21 protein-coding genes are annotated in these 22,052 nt (G+C 52.0%); 12 read left to right on the top strand and 9 right to left on the bottom strand.

Annotated elements, in window-relative coordinates:
* The first annotated feature begins 29 nt into the window (after nucleotides 1-29).
* Nucleotides 30-797, top strand: a complete 768-nt coding sequence (locus SH527x_RS06825) for a tetratricopeptide repeat protein (RefSeq protein WP_437193904.1) — start codon at nucleotides 30-32, stop codon at nucleotides 795-797.
* A gap of 80 nt (nucleotides 798-877) precedes the next feature.
* Complete coding sequence (locus SH527x_RS06820) at nucleotides 878-1,984, top strand: type IV pilus twitching motility protein PilT (RefSeq protein WP_437193903.1); 1,107 nt, start codon at nucleotides 878-880, stop codon at nucleotides 1,982-1,984.
* A 166-nt stretch (nucleotides 1,985-2,150) separates the two neighbouring features.
* On the opposite strand, the gene SH527x_RS06815 is transcribed toward SH527x_RS06820, so the two are convergent.
* Nucleotides 2,151-3,152 carry an exo-alpha-sialidase gene (locus SH527x_RS06815; RefSeq protein WP_437193902.1) on the bottom strand — a complete coding sequence of 334 codons (1,002 nt, stop codon included), beginning with the start codon at nucleotides 3,150-3,152 and terminating at the stop codon, nucleotides 2,151-2,153.
* A 296-nt stretch (nucleotides 3,153-3,448) separates the two neighbouring features.
* Here SH527x_RS06815 and SH527x_RS06810 point away from each other — a divergent pair, with 296 nt between their 5' ends.
* Nucleotides 3,449-4,591: a substrate-binding domain-containing protein gene (locus SH527x_RS06810; RefSeq protein ID WP_437193901.1), complete on the top strand. Its 1,143-nt coding sequence runs from the start codon at nucleotides 3,449-3,451 to the stop codon at nucleotides 4,589-4,591.
* A gap of 174 nt (nucleotides 4,592-4,765) precedes the next feature.
* Here the strand turns inward: SH527x_RS06810 and SH527x_RS06805 are convergent, their stop codons facing one another.
* The 8 genes from SH527x_RS06805 to SH527x_RS06770 all read right to left on the bottom strand — a co-directional run bounded on the left by SH527x_RS06805 (nucleotide 4,766) and on the right by SH527x_RS06770 (nucleotide 12,590).
* The gene (locus tag SH527x_RS06805; RefSeq protein WP_437193900.1) at nucleotides 4,766-5,242 is read right to left on the bottom strand and encodes a RidA family protein; all 477 of its coding nucleotides are present in this window, start codon (nucleotides 5,240-5,242) and stop codon (nucleotides 4,766-4,768) included.
* A 3-nt stretch (nucleotides 5,243-5,245) separates the two neighbouring features.
* Complete coding sequence (locus SH527x_RS06800; protein WP_437193899.1) at nucleotides 5,246-6,322, bottom strand: dipeptidase; 1,077 nt, start codon at nucleotides 6,320-6,322, stop codon at nucleotides 5,246-5,248.
* Nucleotides 6,323-6,515: 193 nt separating this feature from the next.
* Nucleotides 6,516-7,502 carry a 3-hydroxyacyl-CoA dehydrogenase family protein gene (locus SH527x_RS06795; RefSeq protein ID WP_437193898.1) on the bottom strand — a complete coding sequence of 329 codons (987 nt, stop codon included), beginning with the start codon at nucleotides 7,500-7,502 and terminating at the stop codon, nucleotides 6,516-6,518.
* The gene (locus SH527x_RS06790) at nucleotides 7,502-8,353 is read right to left on the bottom strand and encodes an amidohydrolase family protein (RefSeq protein WP_437193897.1); all 852 of its coding nucleotides are present in this window, start codon (nucleotides 8,351-8,353) and stop codon (nucleotides 7,502-7,504) included. The genes SH527x_RS06795 and SH527x_RS06790 overlap by 1 nt, the downstream gene beginning before the upstream one ends.
* 103 nt (nucleotides 8,354-8,456) lie before the next feature.
* Complete coding sequence (locus SH527x_RS06785; RefSeq protein WP_437193896.1) at nucleotides 8,457-9,368, bottom strand: dihydrodipicolinate synthase family protein; 912 nt, start codon at nucleotides 9,366-9,368, stop codon at nucleotides 8,457-8,459.
* Between the two features lie 189 nt (nucleotides 9,369-9,557).
* Nucleotides 9,558-10,352, bottom strand: coding sequence for an SDR family oxidoreductase (locus SH527x_RS06780; RefSeq protein ID WP_437193895.1), 795 nt, complete (start codon nucleotides 10,350-10,352; stop codon nucleotides 9,558-9,560).
* Between the two features lie 151 nt (nucleotides 10,353-10,503).
* The gene (locus SH527x_RS06775) at nucleotides 10,504-11,511 is read right to left on the bottom strand and encodes a Gfo/Idh/MocA family protein (protein ID WP_437193894.1); all 1,008 of its coding nucleotides are present in this window, start codon (nucleotides 11,509-11,511) and stop codon (nucleotides 10,504-10,506) included.
* Between the two features lie 827 nt (nucleotides 11,512-12,338).
* A complete protein-coding gene (locus SH527x_RS06770; protein ID WP_437193893.1) occupies nucleotides 12,339-12,590 on the bottom strand; it encodes a hypothetical protein in 252 nt (83 codons plus the stop codon).
* A 1,073-nt stretch (nucleotides 12,591-13,663) separates the two neighbouring features.
* Between SH527x_RS06770 and SH527x_RS06765 the strand changes: the two genes are divergently transcribed.
* From SH527x_RS06765 to SH527x_RS06725, 9 genes are all read left to right on the top strand, one after another.
* Nucleotides 13,664-14,110, top strand: a complete 447-nt coding sequence (locus SH527x_RS06765; protein ID WP_437193892.1) for a CsbD family protein — start codon at nucleotides 13,664-13,666, stop codon at nucleotides 14,108-14,110.
* 186 nt (nucleotides 14,111-14,296) lie between these two features.
* Entirely contained in the window at nucleotides 14,297-14,575 is a 279-nt protein-coding gene (locus SH527x_RS06760) for a hypothetical protein (protein WP_437193891.1), read from the top strand.
* A 206-nt stretch (nucleotides 14,576-14,781) separates the two neighbouring features.
* Nucleotides 14,782-15,297: a hypothetical protein gene (locus SH527x_RS06755; protein WP_437193890.1), complete on the top strand. Its 516-nt coding sequence runs from the start codon at nucleotides 14,782-14,784 to the stop codon at nucleotides 15,295-15,297.
* 125 nt (nucleotides 15,298-15,422) lie between these two features.
* Nucleotides 15,423-15,926 carry a phage holin family protein gene (locus tag SH527x_RS06750; protein WP_437193889.1) on the top strand — a complete coding sequence of 168 codons (504 nt, stop codon included), beginning with the start codon at nucleotides 15,423-15,425 and terminating at the stop codon, nucleotides 15,924-15,926.
* A gap of 105 nt (nucleotides 15,927-16,031) precedes the next feature.
* A complete protein-coding gene (locus SH527x_RS06745; RefSeq protein WP_437193888.1) occupies nucleotides 16,032-16,226 on the top strand; it encodes a hypothetical protein in 195 nt (64 codons plus the stop codon).
* Nucleotides 16,227-16,433: 207 nt separating this feature from the next.
* The gene (locus tag SH527x_RS06740) at nucleotides 16,434-17,729 is read left to right on the top strand and encodes an AI-2E family transporter (protein ID WP_437193887.1); all 1,296 of its coding nucleotides are present in this window, start codon (nucleotides 16,434-16,436) and stop codon (nucleotides 17,727-17,729) included.
* 509 nt (nucleotides 17,730-18,238) lie between these two features.
* On the top strand, nucleotides 18,239-19,513 hold the full coding sequence (locus SH527x_RS06735) for a beta-ketoacyl-[acyl-carrier-protein] synthase family protein (RefSeq protein WP_437193886.1): 1,275 nt from the start codon (nucleotides 18,239-18,241) through the stop codon (nucleotides 19,511-19,513).
* 147 nt (nucleotides 19,514-19,660) lie between these two features.
* Nucleotides 19,661-19,918, top strand: coding sequence for an acyl carrier protein (locus SH527x_RS06730; RefSeq protein ID WP_437193885.1), 258 nt, complete (start codon nucleotides 19,661-19,663; stop codon nucleotides 19,916-19,918).
* Nucleotides 19,919-20,163: 245 nt separating this feature from the next.
* The gene (locus SH527x_RS06725; RefSeq protein WP_437193884.1) at nucleotides 20,164-21,996 is read left to right on the top strand and encodes a UbiD family decarboxylase; all 1,833 of its coding nucleotides are present in this window, start codon (nucleotides 20,164-20,166) and stop codon (nucleotides 21,994-21,996) included.
* The last annotated feature ends 56 nt before the right edge of the window (nucleotides 21,997-22,052 follow it).

Genomic DNA, 22,052 nt, shown 5'->3' with positions numbered 1-22,052 from the left:
GAATCAACAGGACGGAGAGACGGAATAACATGGCTCGTTTTAATAAGTTGGAGTTCGAACAACCTGATGAGTTCGAAAAAAGTCAGGCTCTTTCACGGCCGACTTTCGATGCTGAAACGTGGATGAAGCGAGCCGATCAGTGTCGTCGAATTGGAACTTACGAATCTGCTCTACAGTACTACTCGCGTTCATTGGAAGAAGATAAGTCGCAGATTCGTTGTTGGGTAGGACAGGTCCAGATGCTGGTTCTGTTAGGTGAGTTTCCTGAAGCGGATCTGTGGAGTAAGAAGGCTCTGGAGATCTTTCCTTCGAACCCGGAGTTGCTGGCGTCGCGGTCTCAATCGCTTTGTCGGCAGGCAAAGATGGCGGATGCTCAGGCCACGATTGATATGGCAATGCACCAGGAGGGGGAGAGTGCATATCGTTGGGCAGTGCGAGGAGAACTGTTGCTTGCCAATCGCCAAAGCACAGCCAGAAATTGCTTCGACAAGGCTAATCGATGTAGCCAGGATTGGTTGGTCCCTTTAGAGAACAGTCTGATTTACGGGCATTATCGTCAGCCGAGTAACGCGCTGATTCAAGCGAAATTGGCTGTTGATCGGGATTCGTCTGCGCCTTACCCGTGGTACGTCATGGCTCGATGTCAGATGGATTTGGGAATGCAAACTCAGGCGCATCGCACGGTGTTAACCTGCCTGGAATTGAAGCCGGACTATCAGGACGCTGCTGCGTTGTTGTTGAAAAACAGTTGGTCGATTCCATTCTGGAATCGCATTAGACGGCTCTGGTCAAACTGACGCTGGTCTCGGTGCTGTGGGGCAACGGTTCAGTCCGATGACAGCTCAGGAAGAGACACTGTCTTAGTAGGTAATTTGCTATGGAAGTTGATTTAGCATCCCCTAAAGAAGTCACCGTCACCCGCGGCTGGACTTTAGAGAAAATTCTCAAAGGGGCCAGAGCATATTATGCGAGCGACGTGCATTTGGTTCGCGGACTCGCGCCTGTCTATCGAATCAATGGGGAGATTCGACCGATTGAAGGACCTCCGTTGGATGCCGATTCGTTGAAGAAGATCATCTACGGCATGCTGACGGAGAAGGCACGCAAGGTACTCGATGATCAATGGCAGTTGTGCTTTTCCCAGTTTATGGAGGGTGTCGGGCGTTTCCGTTCCAGCATCTACCTGCATGCTGGCGTCCCTGAAGTTTCCATCCGCATTTGTGAATCGCGAGTGCGAACCGGCGATGAACTCGGGCTCCCGCCGATCATGCAGGAACTCACGCGAAAGTCGAATGGACTGATTCTTGTGACCGGCCCGACTGGAGTTGGGAAAACCACAACCCTGAATTACATGATTGACATGATCAACATGGAACGCAGGGCCAAAGTCATCACGATTGAAGATCCCATCGAGTTCGTCCATGAGAACCGAAAGAGTATTATTATTCAGCAGGAAGTGATGTCAGATGTGCAAGACTTTCGACGTGCGCTGGTCCACGTCTTGCGTCAAGATCCTGATGTCATCGTGATCGGGGAGATGCGGGACCTGGAGACAATCGAAACTGCTTTAATCGCGGCTGAGACAGGTCACCTTGTTCTGGCAACGCTGCATACTCCTGACTCTGTTCAAACGGTTCAGCGAATTTACAGCGTGTTTCCGGCGGGCCAGCAGAATTCGATCACCGTGCAGCTGGCCAATAGCTTGCAGGCGATTATCTCGCAGAAATTACTCCCGCGGGCGGACGGAAAAGGGCGTGTGATTGCGATGGAAGTTTGTATTGCCACGCAGGCAGTTCGAAATCATATCCGTGAACACAACCCGCATCTTATTTATAGCGAGCTGCAAACTGGTAGGAAGTATCAGATGCGGACGATGGACCAGTCACTACTGGAGCTTTATCAAAAAGGTGAGATCACCTATGACGTCGCCATCTCGAATGCAAGAGAACCGCTGACGATCAAGAATCGCTCAGGATTATCTTAAAGTACCTGTTCCGATGTGGCTGAGACTTCCGGTGGGCGGTTCCTGTTTGAATAATTCTCGCGCGGCAGTTTTGCGACGCTTAAAAAAGAGAAGGCGGATGGTCATGTGATGTGTGACCTTCCGCCTTTGTTGATTGACCACCGTCAGGTGTTCTGATGTCTTCAGTCTACTTCAGTTTGATTGTCGCCATGTAGATGTTGGTTTTTCCTTCGTGGCTGGAGTAGTAGCTCACCCAAAGGTTGTCTCCCTGTTGAACCAGACCGGGGTAGCTGGTGTCTCCTCCTGATGGAAGAGTTACGAGTTCGGTCAGCTTCTTCTGTTTAGGATCCAAAAACCAGACCTTGGTTTTTGCTCCGCCAACGTATGAGCGTCCCGAAACGACGAACCGGCCATCTGTCAGTTTGAGAATTTCTGGCCCACCAATGCGAACTCCGAGATCTTCCCATTTCCAATCGGTATACGGGGCCTGTGAGGTTCCCAAAAGGGCTCCGCTATCTTTGGCTCCATTATCGAGTCTCAGGACGCAGTATGCAGTTCCGTCTTCTTGAAAGTGAATTGCTGTTTCGTTGGGGTAACCGCCGACACCCATGTTCTGGACAAGCGTTTTGAATGTCTTTCCATCGGTGCTTTTGTAGAGACGGACACTTCTGTTTTCAGCGGTAGTTCCGTAGCCAATTCCATAAGCATCGCCTTTGTTCCAGACGATCCGCCAGATCCAGAAATTCTTGTCTCCAATCGCGGTCGGTTCACTCCACTCAGATCCATCCTTCGATGTCCAGATGTAGGTTTGATGTGACTTCTCGGCTGGCGGCTGGGTTGCTCCGGCCCCGCAAAGCATCAGATTCCCTTCTGGCGTCACCGAAATTTTTGCATCACGAAGGTCAACATCCTTCATCGTGACAAGTGCCGCTGATTTCCAGTCTTGCCCATCATTTGAAGTCAGGACGCGGAGAGCTCCATCTGGCGAAACATGCCCCTGTCCTTCCCGAAAGACACAGAACCATTTGCCGTTGTGGACGATCAGATCTGTGAAGGCATTGTGGTTCCCTTTATCCCAGATCTTTCGCACCTGCACATTGGCTGACGAATTCTCGGCGGCCTGCAGAGGCACAGAGCCTGCTGCTTGCATCAATAAAACAAGGCTGAAGGTAAGCAGACGGGCAAGCATTTGACTCTCCCTGAATCAGACAACAACGTTGGGAATCGTTAACTTGTGCGGACAACTCGCATTCGGATGTCTTGATTTGGATCGTAACAAAATCAGCTGTGAAAGCAATTCTGGATGTTGATGGGTGTTGTTCCGGATACGCAATCGGACCGAATTGTGTTTGCTATTTCATCAGAAATGACACTGGGAATCGCAGTCCACGACAGCTTGGCGTGAGCGCCGGTTGATTGAAGTTCGCGAGTTCAGTAAGGTGGTGATGTTCGTACAACTTTCGGCGTTGGATTGGGTTGAGTTTCATGTCGTCAGAATTTAGTCCGCAATTGCGAGGAGCTGTCACCAGCAAAGGGGAATCAGGACAGACGAAACATGCACAGTTGAAGGACTTTATTGTTTCCCAAATTGAGTCGGGACAGTTGAATCCAGGTGAATCTTTGCCTTCAGAGATTCGCTTATCGGAGATGCTGGGGATCTCGCGCAGCACAGTTCGTCAGGCACTTGCAGGTCTTGAACAGGCAGGGATTGTTCGGCGGTTTCACGGCAAAGGAACTTACGTTCATGACCAGGCCAGACAGCGATTGAAGAAAGGGCAGGACCTATACGCACTAATCCTGCCTGAAATTGATGTTGGGTACTATTCCTCGTTGCAGATGAATTTTGAAAGCGCAGCTGCCTCGCTTCACAATCAGGTGATCATCTGCAATTCGAACAATGATGTAGATAAGCAAGGAAATGCGATTCTGCAGTTGATGGATCTCAATGTTGCCGGCGTTGCGATCGTTCCGACAACATCACCAGAGTCACCGGCGTTTCATGTTCGCCAGTTGCATGAACGCGGGATCCCCGTTGTTTGCTGCTCACGCCCCATTGCCGGAGTCCAGGTACCGCTTTTGGCGATTCCTTTTGAAGAGGTGGGATATCGGGCAGGGGCACTTCTTCGCGACTATGGGCACGAAACCGTGGCGTTCTTCTGTCCTGCTGAGACGTCGACTGGTGCTGCCTACCTTGCAGGCTTTCGTCGAGGATTCGGAACCCGCCAAAACTTTCACACCTATTTCGGCAAGGGACGCACAACGGATGTGAATGCGCAGGAAGAGCTCATTCAGGCTCAGTTGGAACTCTTGCTGAATGCGGAACAACGAGTCACTGCGATTTTTGCAACTTACGATCCGCTGGCAGAACTGATCTATGTGTTGTTGAGCCGAATGGGCGTGAAGGTTCCGGAAGAGATCTCGATTCTGGGCTTTGGGGGAATGCGTCGGCAGGGGGCGCTGGTCAGTCGTTTGACCTCAGTGACGATCGACGAGCAATTGATGGGCAATCAGGCGATTGAACTTCTTGAGCAGATGCGCGAGAAGCGGATGGCAATTGACTCCAGTGTCGTTCGTACGATTCCGCTGGGGCTCAGTGAAGGACGCTCTTTGTGTAAGATTTCTCGATAGGAGTGTTTGTCTCTCTTTAAGCTCTTGTGCCGAATGAGAAACTGACGCGACACGGCCTCTCGCAGGCGTCTTCGATCAATTGAAAAGCGGCGGTGTGAAACTGATTCACGCCGCCGCTTTTCTGAATATCAATCTGACTGAAACGCAAATGGCGTCAATCGTCGTAGAAGACGCTTAACGAGCTGCTTTCAGTTGAAGAATCATTTCAACTTCAACGGACGAGCCCAATGGAAGTTGAGCGACTCCGTATGCCGTTCTCGCATGTCGCCCTTGCTCACCGAAGACATCTCGAACGAGCTGAGATGCTCCGTTAATCACAATGTGCTGCCGCGTATAATCCGTGTCCGTGTTCACATATCCGGTGATTCGCACAACGCGTTCGATCGCGTCGAGTGATCCCAGGTGCTTGCGGACACATCGGAGGATATTCGCAGTGCACAGTGCGGCTGCTTTGACAGCATCTTCTTCTGAAACCTGACTTGGAACTTTGCCAACGCTTGTCAGCGTGTCGCCATCAAAAGTGACCTGTCCACTCGCGTAAACAATGTCATTGACAATCGATAACCCGTCGACCAGTGTTCCTTCCGGGGTTGTTCGATCCAGTGGAAAACCGAGTTCCTGCAGCTTTGCGTCGCGCGTTCCGAGAGTCATGAATTAGTTCCGTGGTAATGCCTGGGAGAAGAATTGCAGATAGTTGCCATAGAAAATGGCTTCGATATCTGCCTGCGAGTAACCGCGACCTGACAGGATCTCATCGAGTTTCTGCAGGTCGGCAATGGAGTCGAGATCGCGCGGGGTCTGTTCGGTTCCGAAGCCTCCATCGAGATCGCTTCCGATCCCGACGTTGCGAACGTTACCTGCCAGTTGGCAGATGTAATCAATGTGGTTCGCAACAGCGTCGAGCCCGACAACGCTTGGATCTGTTTCGTGAATCTTCCAGCCTGGGTAGAGCATCCACGCATCGAGTGCCATCCCAATGACGGCGTCCCGCTCAATGAGGCGTTTGACCTGTTCTTCAGAGAACTGGCGGTCACCCGGTGTTAAGGCTCGAACCATATTGTGGCTGGCGAATACCCGTCCGTTGAATGCGTCAAGGATCTGGAAGAACCCCGGTTCGGCGCAATGCGTCAGGTCGATGATCATGCCCAGGCGTTCGAATTCTTTCAGAAGTTCAAACCCTTTGGCGGTTAGCGGACCTTCGAATCCGGTTCCCATTCCGTACGGACCTTGGCCGTAGTGCGTCAGCCCGACGCTTCGCAAACCCATGTCCCACCAGTGCTGGGCCTGATCAGGAGAGGTGATCGGGTCGGCTCCTTCCATGGCCAGAATCAGCCCGATGCGGCGATCGTCTGGGGAATTCCAATGGCTCTCAAGGTCCGCTTGGGAGCGGATCATGCGGATCTCACCGAGTTGCTCCAGTTCGCGATAGTACTGAACATGGGCGTGTCCAACCGCAGAGGCGATGGTCTGGTTGCGGAAGTCGAGATCGCGGCGGGTCGCTCCTTCCGGCGGATTCACTTCCGGCTTGGATCGAACAAGCACGGTCCCCAGGCAGAGGCGGATATTTCCGTTCCGCATCTCAGGCAGGGTCACGGTGCATCGCCCGCGAGCGCGGTGATCGGTCATTCCGCGTTCTGATTCACGACACTGCTCAAGTGTCAGAGTCAGGTCGCGGTTCCAGAACAAACTGCTCCAGGCCAGGTCCAGGTGCACATCAATGATGGGTTTCATGTTTATGTCTCTGCTTGAAATCCGAATATGACTCGCGCGAATCTGAAATACATGAATTTGCCTCAATCCTGCAAGAGTCCGCGAATATAAACTGGACCGAAAATCTGCTGGCAGGATTCGAGACGGGGTTGATTACTGTGAATCGTTGGTTTGCGGTTGCATGATTACTCTGCCTGACGTGCAGCGAATGGGGCTATGAGACTTCCAGGTCCCGTCGCAGTTCGTTCACACGCCAGACGTTCTCTTTCCAGAGGCATTCCCAGTGGGCCGCTTCTTCCGGAGTGTAGTTGTAGAATCCCCTGCCGTTGGCGATTCCCTGTGCTCCGGATTCTACAAGTTCCTTCATTCGGACAGGAACTTCAGTTGCTTGACTTAAATCCGGGAACAATCGCTCCATGACTGCTGCATATGCAGGAATTCCAGTCAGGTCCATCCAGCGAAATGGACCGGCAATGTTCGCCCAAATCGAAATTGCATTGCTGAATGCGCGGTCGATTGTTGCGACGTCGGCGACCCCTTGTTCCAGCATCCAGAAGGCTTCCCGGTAGAGTGCGTAACCGAGTCGGTTTACAATGAAGCCGGGGACATCTTTCTGAACAAGTGAAGGATCTTTCCCGATCATATTACCGAGCTGAATCGTCGCTTCTGTGGTGGCATCATCCGTCTGGTTCCCACGGATTACCTCCAGAAAATTTGTCAGATGACACGGTTCGCCAAAGTGCATGCCGATCATGCGCTCAGGGTGCTTGCGTCTTTCCTGTAACACGGAAATCGGCAGAGCAGACGTATTGCTGGCAAGCGGAACCGTTGGGCCGATCGCCGCTTCAAGTTGATCGAAAACCGATTCTTTGACGTCCAGATTTTCGATCACACTTTCAATGACAAAATCGCATGCAGAAAACTCGCTCAGTGAAGCCGCGAGACGATACCGGGATTCCCACGATGTGAGAACTTCCTTCGGGAAATGCCCTCGTTCGACGAGCTGCCCCAGGGCTTCTGCGATGTGCTTCCTTGCCTGTGCGTGAGTCGTCTCCTGAACGTCATACGCAATGACTTGAAACCCGTGCGCTAACAGACAGGTGGCAATTCCTCGCCCGAGAAGTCCCAACCCGGCCACTCCGACCACTTTCGCAGGTGAGGCCGGATTCATATCTGGATCGCTTGTTTGTGTATGGCTCATTAGACGGATTCCAGTCCTAAGAGGGGAAGTGATTCACGATAGATCATCGCCTCGATTTGTGCTTCATTCAGACGAGGCAAGTGTGTGCCTGTCAGCATGGAATTCAGATTGCGAACTCCATCCATGGTCTCGTTGACCGTCGTGAATGGGTAGTCCGTTCCGAACAGCACTTTGTTCCAGACTCCGTATTCCTGCACAAGCATCAGGGACTGATAGAGCTGGAACGGGCGGTAGAACAGGGCGGAGATGTCGGCGTAGAGGTTGGGGTGCTTGCGGATCACCGCGACACATTCCCCTTCATAAGGGTGACCGAGATGGGCCAGAATCATACGCACATCGGGAAAGCGAGTGGCGACAGGATCAAGGTGTCTCGGTAACGTGCATTCCAGCGGAGCCTGCGAGATGAAAGTCGTTCCCGTATGCAAAAGGACAGGCAGGTTATGCTTCGACGCATAAGTCCAAAGCGGATCGAGTGACGAATCGTCAGGCCGGAATCCGGCGTACATCGGCATCAGTTTGATCCCTCGCAGGCCAAACTCCTGATGTCCTTGTTCAAGCTCCGTTCGCCAGCCTGGCTGTGTCGGGTCGATGCTCATGAATCCGATGAGCGTCTCCGGATGCTTTTTGACATAAGTCGAAACATAGGCATCGTCCACCCAGATGCCGCTGAGCTTCGCTTTACCACCAAACACGAGAGTCTTCGTGTCTGGTGGGCAGGTCGCTCGATACTTCTCGTAGTGAACTGTCAGATCGACTTCCTGACCTGCTCGGGCACGTTTCGCCTGAGCAACGAAATCATCCCCAAAGTGCAGAGGGTATTCCCAGCAATGGCTGTGAACGTCAATGATCATGACTAAAGCCTGTCTCGAATGGATGGTGGAATGTCAGGAGTTTCGCTGCTGGATTTCATCACCAGGAATCACAACTGCGAGGTTCTGGGATCGAGCAGGTGATCTATGAGTCGATGACATTTGTGAGTAGATCGAACAGTCGGTCAACCTCGTTGGCAGTCTCGCGATCGAGTGTGTAGCCGACTGGCCCACGGACTCGGGTGTTGCGGAAGATTCCCTGCTTCACGAGGAGATATTTCTCGATGGCCAGAAACGCATCGAGTGAATGCTGCAACGCGACGATCGCAGAAATCGGCAGCGATAACTGGTAGGTTCGCTTGTCATCACCTGCATTCAAAGCGTTCCATAAGGCAACGATCCCACGAATCAAATCGGCACCGGGCATTGTTCCGACGATGCCGCGTCGGAAACTGTCGACCAGTGCGATTCCGCCTGTCCCTTCAAAAATCTGTCCCTGTCGGTTTGTGGCGTCTCGAAGCTGGGAGAGTCGTGGGCCGATTGGAGTCGCTTCAGGTTTGAAGAGAACTTTCTCAGCTCCAAACTCGTTCATGAGTCTCGCCTGAAAGGCAATCGACATCGGGCGGCCAACGTATCCGCTGGCATCTTGGACGACGACCGGTAGAGATGTTGCGGCAATAATCTGTTCGTAGTACCGCAGCAGTTCATCTTCCAAAGGAGCAATCGACACAGGAGGAATCGCCATCAGTGCGGTTGCCCCCACCGCTTCGGCGTGCTTCGAATATTTGACTGCGGTTGATGTGCTCTCTGCCCCGACACTGATCGTGACTGAACCACGACCTTCGGCGAAACGGCAGGCAAGTTCAGCGAGCTGCTGCCGTTCAGCTTGATCGAGACGCAAGACCTCCGACACCATCGCCAAGACGATTCCATCGGAACCTTGTTCAAAGAGCCAGCTGATTTCCTTCTCAAGGGTCGTGACGTCGATAGAGTCATCGTCGAGATAAGGAGTTTGAAATACCGGTAAAACTCCAGTCAACTTGTTGTGCTTTTCCATTACAGATCTCCTTGCGGCAGGTCGTTCAAATTGAATGCTTTGGCGAAACGTGACCTGCACGGTCAATGTCAGTTTGCGGCTTCCGACTGGTCAGTCGAATTGAAGATCCGCGTTGTTGTGTGGATATGTTTAGTCAGGCGGGATTCGGTCGGATTTCGTTCCAGATGCTGTTTCTGTAGTCCGGAGAGATTACCAGGCGGTCCAGCCTCCATCGATGATCAGGTTTTGTCCTGTCATGTAACTTGATGCATCGCTGGCCAGAAAGACAACCGCCCCTTTCAATTCCTCTGGCGAGCCTATTCTTCCTGCCGGGCATTTCTGCACCAGTCTGCTGACAAGCTCTTGTGGAGCGTTTGCGGACGGGAACGCACCGGGACTGAGGCAATTAACTCTGATCCCTTTCTCGGCCCAATAGACAGCAAGGTGCCTCGTCATTTGAATAACGCCCCCTTTGAGGGCTTGGTAAGCGACCGAATTCGCAGGTCCAATCCCAGCGTAGACATCAGGATAGGAACCAACGACTCCATACATCGAGCCGATGAAGATCAGGCTTCCCGGGGCCTTTCTCTCGCTGAGGTGATCATGAAAATGTCGTGCGAGTAGAAAGTACCCTGTAAGATTTTCCAGCTGTCTGGAGAACTGTGGAGCAGAGATCGCCGACCAGTCATTGGCGGTTACCTCATGTCCATTGTTCACAAGGATGTCGATTGTTCCCGCCTGTTGAATCGCCTGACGAAATCCTTCCGAGATGGATTCCTCACTCATGTGGTCCAGTTGGACTCCAAGATGAGGCGTAGCCGACAATGCTGGGAGCGAGGTCACGAGATCGAGTGCCTTCTGTGGGTCGCGACTGCTGACAACGACTCTGGCCCCAGCTTCTGCGAATCCTCGAGCCATGGCTGACCCGAGATGACCTGTTGCACCGGTGAGAAGAACGGTCTTGCCATGTAAACTGAAGAGTTGTGTGATCGTCCGCTCTGCCATGAACTCGAAATCCAACTTTGATGACCGTGATGTTCTGGAGCAAATAACAGGTGTCGCAGTTAGCCGAATAGTCAGGTGGAAGAACGTCATACGAGCAGGTCAAAGTTCCTGCTGGGATGATTCGTCGTTCCGTCTGATCCGCGTGGTGACGTCACGATCGGGGGATTTCTTGCCAGGTGTGTGTTCTTGCGCTTTCAAGAATGGCTCGGTTCACCAGTAATGTTCCGATTCCGTCCTGCAGAGAGCAAAGGGGAGGAGCCTTCCCCTCGACCGCATCAAGAAATGCGTTGGCTTGCCGAGTGAACAATGTGTCGCGTTCCAGCGTGCCGGGGACGGAGTTGATCCACGGTGTGTCAGGCTTCTCCATCACTTGCCAGCGGCAGAGATGGTTCTCGTATCGCATTGTTCCTTTTTCACCAACGACGGTGAGGACAATCTCGTTGGGAGCCTGATGCTGGTTCAGCGTGTAACTTGCCATCACTCCCTGATGGCGGGCGAGGACATGAGCGGTGTCTTCTACAGTCACATCGGGGAGCAAAGTGTGGTCGATGTCGCCGACCACTCGATCGATTGGCCCGAGGAGCCATTCACCGGCATTCAAAATGTGGGTGAGCGCATCCTGGACCGCCCCCCCTCCGGACTCGTGTCTCGCATAATATGTCTGGGCGTATGCTGGCCGGTATGTTGGAAAGTTCTGCCCACAGGTGGCGATAAACTGGACTGGCTTTCCGATGCGTCCAGAGAGAAGTTCGTTGCGGAATTCGGTCAGGATTGGGTGGGCGCGATAAACATAGGCGACCGCTGCCACACGTCCAGACTTCTCGACCGCCTGTTGAAGATCGTCGATTCCATCGAGTTCGACGCTCAAAGGCTTCTCGATCAGGACGTGCACACCGCGCTGGACACATTCCAATGCTTGTGAGACGTGCATCGGTGCGGGGGTTGCAATAATTGCAGCATCACAGGGATCGTCGAGTGCTTCCTGCAGTGAGGCATATGCCTTCGCCTGTGGGTAGCGCTCCGAGATGGTTTTCGAGAGCTCAGGATTCACTTCTACAAATCGAGCACGTACCCGATTGGTCGCCAGAAAACACCTTAAGTGCCGCTCCCCGATCGACCCGACGCCCACGACAACAACATTCAGCAATTTGCTCGACATCCCGTCGTCTCCCAATGACTCTTTGATCCTGGATCAATGGAACTGAGGAGACGCTGAGGAACCCGACCTTCAACGAACGCCGTCAGTCATGAGAATCATTGGTGAACATATATGTGATCTGACGTGGAATTGGCGAGTTAACAGAGTCATCAAAATCCAAATTGCACTGTTCGAAACGCAGAAATCGACATTCTGGCCAGAGTTTCGGTGGCAATTGCCTGTCGAATGTAGTGGACCGGTACGGAATCGGCACTTCATTACAAAAGAGTAACGCCCGGCACGAGCGGGAAAGCAGGTGCATTCAGTGGCCGCTATTGAATGAATTACAGCCGGGGCATGAACAGAAAGTGGAACTCACGGAATGTGATCGCTGAACGTAATCACCGAATGAGCTTTGAGAGAACGGACTTTGCAAATTGAACGCAAAGAAACCAGTGCTGTGAGAAATGCAACTGGATAACGCAGTCGAGGAATGCGTACGGCAAATGGCTGCCAGCTTAGGTGAGACTGGAAAGAGACAGACTCACTGGAACCGATCCTCGGTCTCTCAGTGAGTTTAATTCGGTTTGAAAACAGAAACGACCGAATCGGTCTACTGCTTCAGTTTGTTTCGGATTGCCTTCAATGGCTTTCAGATAAACAAAACCGCAGAGTCTCAAATGGAAATCGGACGATATAAGTTGCAAAAAAAACGTACCTGCTTCGAGGCACACTTCTCTATCGATGTGTTGCTGAAATCCAAGCCCTGGAGCGAATCAGAAGATGTTCATCGTATACCGACAATGCGTTCTGAATCTGGCGATGGGGTCTGACGATACTGAGTCTGACTATGCAGCTCGACCATCCCACAGCGAGCGATCGATATGAATTTTCGCGTAGCGACGTGTAGTGACTGCAACTGTTCTTTGTCGACCGGCTTGGCCGCGTGAACGACGAGCACGCTCTGATTCTGTCCATTCAGATTGAATGGACCGACATGCTTCCTGAATCTCTTCTGGAGTTGGAAGGTAGATGTCGGTCCTTTCGTTCGTCAGTTGGTTTGATCCCTTTGGAGCGGATTTCTGTGAAATTGCAGCCATGCCATTTACCTCCACTAGACCGATGATGGTTCTCGTTCGATTTGCCTTTGGTATGGCAAAGCAACTCCCATTCCAAACTTCTGTATCCCAGTTGAGATTATTGAATGTTTCGTCTGGTGGAATTGTCGTAAGTGATCTTGTGCTCGTGTGTTACTGAGATGGACTTGAATCTTGCGCTGTCGGTGTGCATTAAAATGCGGCAGATAATTGGTCTTTGAAGAAGCAATACAGACCGGGAATTTGGTCAAAATTCGTCCTTCATGGACAATTATCCTTGTAAGGATGACATCCTGGTAGAACCGGCTGCTATGCACAGTGACAGACGTGCGGAAACTGATGGAAGAACACTGGAAATGTATTGGAATGCAGCGTTTTGAATCTGTTGAATTAACGGAAATCAGGATTGAAACGATTGGGTGTCCTGATCAGTCCGGAGTCAGTGCGACCACCGGCATGGACGTTGAACGACCAATTCCCCCAGCTTTAACCGGGAACGTTCGTCATTTCCCAACTGAGCCCCTGATGGCCAGATTTTCGGCCGGAATACGGTGCCGATTGTTTCAGTAACTCTCGTAGGAGCATTGGACTCATCATCGCTCCAGGAGAGCGTTTGGGAGAACAGAAGCGAAATGGTTGGTTTCGCTCAAGAAGATACCAAAGAAGACATTGTCTTTGAGAATCGCCGGTCTTGACTGTGCCGCATTGGTGGGATGATTCTGCCTAATCTAAAAGTCCCTGTGAAACGTTGTGATCGATGGGAGTTAAAAGAGTGTCGAAGCTAAATTATGGAGGCAAACGAAAAGTTCTGATGTGATCATGACGGTGAAGACGGTCACCTGGTGGCATGGGCTTTGCTTCGTCATTGATTAAGTTGGTTTTGCTCAGACCCCGCCTTGTTTAACAAAACATGAATTGTACACCGCTCCAAATTGAAGCTGATTGTGAGCAGGCATCCTTCCAGTGAATAATGTCTGCATCAACGAGATAGAGCGCGTAAATGTGCGGTAAGGCGTTATGAGCTCGACCGAAATGGAGTTTTGAACTCTTACGACTTTGATGTAAGGATCATTGCCATGATTTCTCGTCAGGAACTCGAAGGCCAGTGGAAACAGCTTAAAGGCCAGATTCGTGAACAATGGGCGCAACTGACAGACGACGAACTTCAAAAGGTAAAAGGAGATACCGAACAGCTCGTTGGGGTGATCCAGCAGAAGACCGGACAGTCTCGTCGCGAGATTGAAGAGTATCTCGAAAAGTGCGTCCGCAGTGGTCAGAACACGATCCAGCAGGCGACTGAATCTGCACGTCAGTATGCTGATTCGGCGAAGCAGCTTGCAGATACAGCCGGAAAGAAAATTCAGGAAGGCTACAAACAGGTCGAAGGGCAAGTGGACGAAGGCTATCAGGAAGCCAAGAAAATGGTCCGCAGCCGCCCTGTTGAATCTGTGATGGCTGCCTTTGGAGCAGGGATTATCTCTGGTGTTGTCGTCGCTCTGCTGATGCGATCGAACCGTGCATAACTGAACCGCATCTGAAACAGGGCGACCTCGGCGATCGCCGGAAGAGCTTCCGGTAATTTCCATCAGGGGAATCTTCTGGGCGCGATTGCGACTTGCTCGCGAAGTGACCTCATGAGATTGACCTGGTGACTCGCCTGCAGCGCAGCGACGTGATCGCCTGTCCCTGCCTTCTCAAGGAGCATTCTCATGGATATCAAAAACCGAATTGCAGAGTTTGAAGAACAGGTTTGTGAATCGGCGCAGGCAATTCCACGTTGGGCAAACGATACGATTCAGGAGCAGCCTGTCTCAAGTGTCTGCGCTGTCTTTGCAACGGGGTTTGCAGTCGGAGTGGGTATCGTCGCCTTGATGGCAACCACTCCACGGCACCGCAAACTTATGGATCCGGAATCACTTGCTCAGCGCATTTCAGAAGCTGTGTCGCAGGTCATTCCGAAACAGCTTTCAGATGCCTGGTCTCGCTAGAGTATTTTCCGAAATCATGCAGCGTCTTTGTCTCGCGGAATTCAGCCTTCCTTTAATACCGGAAGGCTGCAACGCGGCCGAAGGAACGACTGGAAGGGGCGAAACGCTCATTGATCTCAGGCGAGCCGGTCTCATTGCGTGCGGAAAGAACGCCGGGCGTTGCCGTCTGGGCTGTATCCAATTTGTGCTGTTGAAGTTCTTGGAAGATGCAGTCCGAACGTCAGCGTCTGGAGGGAGATGGTAATCTCACATCAGCAGGAATGAACATGGCCTCTGAATCGGATGTGGACAGGTTGCAGCTTCAAATGCACCGAATTCGCCGTCGAGTGGACTCGGACGTTGGGGAACTACTTACCGAAGCGGAGCAATTATTCAGCTGGAAATACTATGTCGTCCGCAATCCTGTCGCCTGCTCCGTGGGGGCTGCTTTATTGGGGTTCATGCTCGTTCCAGCGAAGAAACATCAAGTGGTGTCGCGAGTGTATCTCGATCCGGAAGTGTCACAGAAAATCGCTGATCAAACGGCCGGTGTTCCGATCGAATCAGAGCAGCCTTCCGAAGTGAAGAGTGGCTTGATCCTCTCACTTGGAGCACTCGCATTAAATACTCTGGTGAAATCAGGTGTCTCCTACGCCTCACATTTTGTGAAGGAAACGATCCTGAAGGAAGTCGCCGGGAGAGACTTGCCACAAGAAGTACCTAACAGAAATACCAGAACGTAACATTAAATGTATTGTATGATTCATACCCGTAATGGACGAAAGGCAGCTTCAGTACTGGCAGCAACTCCTGCTGCCACGGAACAGCAATCTTCGAAGATAAAGACGATTGAAAGTGGGATCTCACAATGGATCAGAAACAATCCGGTATTGGGGATCAGCCTGGCGTTGGCGGGAGGAATCGGATTGGGACTCCTTTTGAAGAGAAGACTGTAGCGGATTCGATTCCACCGAACGCTTACTCCAAAGTAAGGTCCGGGGCCACCGGGATACTTAAAGATGTCTTGCGATTAACAGATCTTCAGCTTCAGTTACTCAGCATTGATCTGACGGAGTTCTGGCAGATTGGCAAGGTGGGAGCAGTCGGAGCCTGTGTCAGCCTCGTGATCTTGTTGGCATCCCTGACAGTCATGCTCTTCGGAGTCGCCGACATTGTCGAAAATTATTCCGGACTCTCGGGCGACATGGCAAAGCTGATTGTGTCTGGAGCCGCCTTCGTGCTGGGAACCGGAATTCTCCTCGGCAGCGTGAATCGCCTGACCGTGGCCGGTTCGAAGCTTCAGCGATCGCAAGCAGAGTTTAGGGAGAACCTGGTCTGGCTGCGATCAATTCTGAGCAAAGATGACGAATAGGTCGCTATTCGAAACGGCTGGGAAATGGAACATCAGTGGGATGCATGCATCCCACTGAAAATCAATCGATATTCACTCACCCCTTATCCATCAGGAGGCAATACGATGGCAAATCCTAAAGTGAGTTCAGCGACTGTGAAAGCTGGATCGCAAGAAGAAGGAAATGAAGGCCGTGAAGTTACTCCCTTTGATGATATCGTGAACTACGCGAAAGCTTATGCTAAAGAAAAACCAGAAATGGCTGCACTTTGGTGCTTCGGCGCTGGATTTGTCTTGGGATGGAAACTGAAGCCCTGGTGAGTTCTGTTCGAAATTTCAAGATGTTCTTGACCAAGCGTGGACAGTCTTCTTCTGCCAACCTCAATGTTGTGCCGGATTGATGACGTCCACGTTTAATTTATAGAGGGACGACTGGAGATCTACGATTCGGCGTTCATGTTTATTGTGAGTAGTTGACAATCGCATCTGAGTGAAAATGATTTGTCGTGATGTACACCTGGAGGATAGATGGACTCATCGTTGTCTGGTCCGCCAGACCGGAAGACTATTTCGTCGAAGTCTGTCGACGAAGTTGACGCCGCGATGGCAAGCATAGGGGATGTGTCCGCAATCCCTGATTCCGTCAATCACTCGGTTCAACCGCTTACTGGGATCGTTGTTCCTCAAGCAATTGAAGAGAAATTGGACACTGAGGTTGCTGCTCGAGAAGCGGAAGAGTTGCGTGTGAGACGCGAATACCGTTTGTTTCGTTTTCAGCAGATTCAGACGATTTTCTTGGGAATCCTTGCGTTCTTTGCCGTAGTCGGGGTTCTGCATCAAGCACGGGCAGTGATGCTCCCGGTGACACTTGCCGTTTTGTCGGCACTCGCGTTACGCCCGATCGTTCGCAAGCTAAGACGCTGGAAGCTTCCAGATCCGGTGGGGGCAGGATTGATCATTCTGCTGATACTGGCGGTAACTGTTTTAGGGACGATTCGACTTTCGGATCCAGCAAAAGCATGGTTGCATTCGTTTCCTGAGAACGTTGATAAGGTCAAGACCAAGCTGGCAAATGTTGCCTCGCAGTTCAAACCGCTGAGTGACCTCGTCGAGCAATACCTGGCGATGACCTCGACTTCAGGAGGTGCGGCCGGAGCGCCTGTCACTGTTGAGATCGCGCAATCTCGAATCTCAACAAACATTTCTTTGCTGGCAAACACAAGTGACTTTATTACGAGTCTTCTCCTTGTGATCGGACTGACCTACTTCTTCCTCGCGTTCGGCGACACGTTGCTTAACAATCTGCTGAGATTGCTCGGGTCATATTCGGATAAGAAGCGGACGGTTGAGCTCGTCTACGATGTGGAACGAGGTATTGCTTCCTATCTTTCGATCGTGACTGCTATCAACCTGGGGCTGGGAGTGGCGACAGGAATTGTCTTGTGGGTGATGGGGCTTCCCAATCCGGCACTCTGGGGCGTTCTCATCTTTGCACTGAATTACATTCCTGTTTTTGGTGCATTGGTGGGCGTGTTGGTCATCGCTCTTATTTCGATGCTCACGTTCGACAGTCTGATTTATGCGATGGTGGCTCCCCTCGTCTTCCTGTTGCTTTCTGCAATTGAAGGGAATCTGGTGACACCCAGTGTGCTAGGCCGCTCAATGAGCTTGAACCCGATTCTTGTTTTTCTGGCTCTGATTTTCGGGGGCTGGCTTTGGGGAGTCGGCGGAGCATTCCTGGCAGTTCCCATGCTTGCAATCGCGAAAATTGCGTGCGAACGTTTCGAGCAGACCAAACCAATCGCCACGATGGTCAGTGCGTGATCGGCATGGTTCCCTGATTCCAAAGGCAGGTTCGGAACTTTCGGATCGTCTTTACTGCAAGGGGAGACACGCATCTTCAAAGTTCGATGGGTGTCGCATCATCTGGATGCGCAGAAATGTGCAACGGCGATGCTCCATCCCGAACTTGCAAAATCCTCCGGGTCTTCCGTGTTGCTCTATCTTTCCACAGTGAAAACTCCTTGAACTTCACATTCCTTGCATTTTCGCGAGAATCTCTGAGTGAATTGGGTGTCAGAGAACTCAGAACTACTTAGGATTTGCCGCGGCGGAGAACTTCGCAACTGATCTCAATTTTGAATACCGAGTGGACACCAGTTCCACGCTTGGGGCGTTCTTTCTGGCTCATGACAAATGGCCGGGCGGAAAATTTCAAAATGGAGCAGGAGCGACCAAACGAATCCAAGGTCTTTGGTTTGTGATGCCGTCTGCTTGTTTCCCCGGAGTGCCTTGGTTACCCTCCGCTGATTCGTTGTCATCGGCAGCAATCAATGTCTGAATCACTGCAAGATCCGAACCGCATTGTCATTACGGGTGTTGGCCTCGCCGCCCCCAATGGTGATAACCTCACTGACTATCGTGCCGCTTTGCTGGCAGGAAAGTCAGGCGTTATTCCATTTGAAACGCGATATGTGAAGCATCCCGTCCTAGCTGGGGTGTGCCACTTCGACGAGTTCCTTTATCAAAAGAAGAAGGAACGACGTCGGGGAACCAGAGCGGGTTCCGTTTCAATTTACTGCGCAAACGAAGCGGTCAAAGACTCGAAACTTGACTGGCCCAATTACCGCAAAGACCGTGTGGGCGTATATTTAGGCATCACAGAACACGGGAACGTCGAGACCGAGAACGAGATCTACGAGATTTCGCAGTTCGATTACGACACCAAAGTCTGGTCGCACCACCATAATCCGCGGACCGTTGCCAATAATCCGGCGGGTGAAGTCACCCTGAATATGGGGATCACAGGGCCACACCTGACGGTGGGAGCCGCTTGTGCCGCTGGAAACGCAGGCTTCATTTATGGCCTGCAGATGCTTCGTCTGAATGAAGTCGACTTGGCAATCGCTGGTGGGATTTCAGAAAGCATTCACACTTTTGGGATTTTCTCCAGCTTCGCGAGCCAGGGGGCTCTGGCGTGGCATGAGGATCCATCAAAGGCCTGCCGCCCGTTTGATGTGAATCGAAACGGAATTATTGTCTCAGAAGGGGGCGGAATCTGTACTCTCGAACGCCTTCCTGATGCAATTGCTCGTGGGGCAAAGATTTACGGGGAAATTGTCGGTTACGCCATGAACTCGGATGCGCTGGATTTCGTGCTTCCATCGAGCACGAGACAGGCCGAGTGTGTGCGTTTGGCACTGGGGCGAGCCGGATTGACTGCGGACGACATTGATATTGTCTCCAGCCATGCAACTGCCACGGAGCAGGGGGATATCGAAGAATCCAAGGCTCTGCACGAGGTCTTTGGGGATCGACCATCCTTGGCGATTAATAATACAAAGAGCTTCATCGGACATGCGATGGGAGCGGCTGGCGCGTTGGAATTGCTTGGAAATATCCCTTCCTTTGCGGACCGGATTGCCCACGCTACAATCAACCTTGATCAGCAGGATCCACGTTGTGAACTGCGCCAGGTGGTCGCAAACCGCCCGCGTCATATGGAGAAGGTCGAGTATATTCTGAACAACTCGTTCGGAATGCTCGGGATTAACTCCGTTGTGATAGTGAAGAAGTTCCCAGCGGAACATGGCGGTGTTTACGCCTGATTGGATTCGGCATCGTCTTCCGTCAGGGGATTCGCCGGGCTGATCAAACATGAGTCCGGGCCGTCAGTTCTCCCGGATTTCAATTGGCAACGGAAAATTGCTCCCGGACTTCTTCCGGGTGCTCAGCAATGACGAGGAAGCAACGGAATGACGCGGCCTGAGATTCGCGAAGTCATTATCGACATCTTGGAACGGATTGCACCGGACGAAGATCTGTCCAATCTCGATGATTCTGTCGCTTTTCGCGAACAGATGGAACTCGACAGCATGGACTTCCTCGACATTGTCATGGAACTTCGCAAGCAGTATCGCGTTCAGATTCCAGAGAACGAGTACGAGCACTTGATCACCATGAACAGCACAGTGAATTACCTCGAACCAAAACTGGCAGACGTCGCCAAGTAATTTTGCGACAGAAGTCTTTTGATTCTCTGCTGAGTTCAGTTTGCTGGATTTCAAATTTTCGTCCAACCGCATGCATTCTGTGTGCGGTTTGTCGTTTTCATGGGGTCGTCTTTCGCGATCTGCATGGACTATGATCTGGCAGCATTCAATTTACATCTGTCCCAGTTACGGTGTGCTGTTAGGTTGTTTCGTCCGGTGCGGAGGAGCAACCTGAATTCAGCACAAAACGATGAAGTGGTCATGTCATGGGGTATCGAAATCTCCGTGAGTGCGTTCTCGATCTGGAACGGAACGGCGAACTGATTCGAATCTCGACAGAGATTTCTGCGAATCTTGAGGCCGCGGAAATTCAGAGACGCGTTTATCAGGCCGGTGGACCTGCGCTGCTGTTTGAGCGTGTGACCGGGACGCCATTTCCAATGGTGTCAAACCTGTTTGGAACGATCGAGCGAACACGTTTTCTCTTCCGGGACACACTGGGGCTGGTCCGTCGGCTCGTTGAACTGAAAATCGACCCAGCAGAGGCTTTGAAGAAGCCGTTTCGGTATGCGAGAGCACTGCCTACGGCTTGGGCAATGCAACCGAAGTATCTTCGTCGGGGCCCGATTCTTGGTGGGCAGACTCGGATCGATCGATTACCTGCGTTGAAGTCCTGGCCAGACGATGGTGGCCCGTTTATTACGCTTCCGGCTGTCTATACCGAGCACCCAGATCACCGTGGCTGGCAAAAATCCAACTTGGGAATGTATCGGGTTCAGTTGTCCGGGAATCGCTATGCACTGAATCAGCAGGTGGGGCTTCACTATCAGATTCATCGAAGCATCGGCGTCCATCATGCCGCTGCGATTCGAAGAGGGGAGAGACTGCCGGTCAATATCACGGTGGGCGGTCCTCCGTCGATGATTTTGTCTGCTGTCATGCCACTCCCGGAAGGGCTTTCTGAGTTGACGTTCGCCGGAGCGCTCGGAGGACGTCGGGTCGGGCTTGTTCGCCAGACGAATCATCTTCCGCTCATCGCCGAAGCCGATTTCTGTATTTCTGGTTCAATTGATCCGACGCAGTTACTCCCGGAAGGACCATTTGGCGATCACTTGGGGTATTACAGTCAACAGCATGATTTTCCAGTTGTGAGTGTTGATCGGGTCTGGCATCGGAAGGATGCGATCTGGCCGTTTACGGTCGTGGGACGCCCTCCGCAGGAGGATACGTCATTCGGGGCGATCATTCATGAAATCACTGGACCGGCAATTCCGTCAGTTCTGCCTGGGGTGAAGGAAGTTCATGCCGTCGATGCCGCAGGAGTGCATCCGCTACTACTGGCAATCGGCAGTGAACGGTATACGCCATATTCTGCAGAAAGACGCCCGCAGGAGATCCTGACTCAGGCGAATGCGATCCTTGGGCAAGGGCAGCTGTCGCTTGCGAAGTATTTGATCATTGCTGCCGAAGAAGATGACCGCTCGCTCGACTTGCATGATATCGAGAAGTTCCTTGTTCACGTGCTGGAACGTGTCGATTGGTCGAATGATCTTCATTTCCAGACGCGAACTACCATTGATACGCTCGACTACACTGGTCATGGATTGAATACCGGGTCGAAGCTGGTGATCGCGGCCGCTGGTCAACGAAGACGCTCACTTCCCGAAACCGTTCCTGCGAATTTGAACTTGCCAGACGGGTTTCGTTCTCCGAGCGTCGTCATGCCGGGGGTTCTGGCGATTCAAGTACCTGAATGCCGTTCGTATCAAGACGGGACGGCTGCCCGATTCGCAGCGGCATTTACTGCGCAGCACCCGATCAATCGCTTCCCTCTGATTGTGCTGGTCGATGACTCAGAGTTTGTTGCCAGAAGTCTGAACAACTTCCTGTGGGCAGTCTTCACGCGGAGTAATCCTGCGGCAGATATCGAGGGAATTGAATCACATGTGAAGGAGAAGCATTGGGGCTGTAATGGGTCGCTTATGATCGATGCTCGTATTAAGCCGCATCACGCTCCTCCGCTGATTGAAGATCCGGAGGTAACGCGTCGTGTGGATGCCCTTGCTGCTCCGGGAGGACCTCTCCAAGGGATCATCTGACAGGATCATCTAATCCGAGAAGAGTGCAAAGTTTGAAGCGCCAATGAAAGAAGCCT

It is taken from the genome of Planctomicrobium limosum, from assembly GCF_051465645.1.
Classification (GTDB): Bacteria; Planctomycetota; Planctomycetia; order Planctomycetales; family Planctomycetaceae; genus Planctomicrobium.
The sequence above is the reverse complement of the archived record's forward strand: the minus strand, read 5'-3'. Positions and strand labels throughout refer to the sequence as shown.

Bases quoted from the DNA above. Each gene is read 5' to 3' on its own strand.
- SH527x_RS06825 (WP_437193904.1), top strand. From the start codon at position 30: ATGGCTCGTTTTAATAAGTTGGAGTTCGAACAACCTGATGAGTTCGAA.
- SH527x_RS06820 (WP_437193903.1), top strand. From the start codon at position 878: ATGGAAGTTGATTTAGCATCCCCTAAAGAAGTCACCGTCACCCGCGGC.
- SH527x_RS06815 (WP_437193902.1), bottom strand. From the start codon at position 3,152: ATGCTTGCCCGTCTGCTTACCTTCAGCCTTGTTTTATTGATGCAAGCA.
- SH527x_RS06810 (WP_437193901.1), top strand. From the start codon at position 3,449: ATGTCGTCAGAATTTAGTCCGCAATTGCGAGGAGCTGTCACCAGCAAA.
- SH527x_RS06805 (WP_437193900.1), bottom strand. From the start codon at position 5,242: ATGACTCTCGGAACGCGCGACGCAAAGCTGCAGGAACTCGGTTTTCCA.
- SH527x_RS06800 (WP_437193899.1), bottom strand. From the start codon at position 6,322: ATGAAACCCATCATTGATGTGCACCTGGACCTGGCCTGGAGCAGTTTG.
- SH527x_RS06795 (WP_437193898.1), bottom strand. From the start codon at position 7,502: ATGAGCCATACACAAACAAGCGATCCAGATATGAATCCGGCCTCACCT.
- SH527x_RS06790 (WP_437193897.1), bottom strand. From the start codon at position 8,353: ATGATCATTGACGTTCACAGCCATTGCTGGGAATACCCTCTGCACTTT.
- SH527x_RS06785 (WP_437193896.1), bottom strand. From the start codon at position 9,368: ATGGAAAAGCACAACAAGTTGACTGGAGTTTTACCGGTATTTCAAACT.
- SH527x_RS06780 (WP_437193895.1), bottom strand. From the start codon at position 10,352: ATGGCAGAGCGGACGATCACACAACTCTTCAGTTTACATGGCAAGACC.
- SH527x_RS06775 (WP_437193894.1), bottom strand. From the start codon at position 11,511: ATGTCGAGCAAATTGCTGAATGTTGTTGTCGTGGGCGTCGGGTCGATC.
- SH527x_RS06770 (WP_437193893.1), bottom strand. From the start codon at position 12,590: ATGGCTGCAATTTCACAGAAATCCGCTCCAAAGGGATCAAACCAACTG.
- SH527x_RS06765 (WP_437193892.1), top strand. From the start codon at position 13,664: ATGATTTCTCGTCAGGAACTCGAAGGCCAGTGGAAACAGCTTAAAGGC.
- SH527x_RS06760 (WP_437193891.1), top strand. From the start codon at position 14,297: ATGGATATCAAAAACCGAATTGCAGAGTTTGAAGAACAGGTTTGTGAA.
- SH527x_RS06755 (WP_437193890.1), top strand. From the start codon at position 14,782: ATGCAGTCCGAACGTCAGCGTCTGGAGGGAGATGGTAATCTCACATCA.
- SH527x_RS06750 (WP_437193889.1), top strand. From the start codon at position 15,423: ATGGATCAGAAACAATCCGGTATTGGGGATCAGCCTGGCGTTGGCGGG.
- SH527x_RS06745 (WP_437193888.1), top strand. From the start codon at position 16,032: ATGGCAAATCCTAAAGTGAGTTCAGCGACTGTGAAAGCTGGATCGCAA.
- SH527x_RS06740 (WP_437193887.1), top strand. From the start codon at position 16,434: ATGGACTCATCGTTGTCTGGTCCGCCAGACCGGAAGACTATTTCGTCG.
- SH527x_RS06735 (WP_437193886.1), top strand. From the start codon at position 18,239: ATGTCTGAATCACTGCAAGATCCGAACCGCATTGTCATTACGGGTGTT.
- SH527x_RS06730 (WP_437193885.1), top strand. From the start codon at position 19,661: ATGACGCGGCCTGAGATTCGCGAAGTCATTATCGACATCTTGGAACGG.
- SH527x_RS06725 (WP_437193884.1), top strand. From the start codon at position 20,164: ATGGGGTATCGAAATCTCCGTGAGTGCGTTCTCGATCTGGAACGGAAC.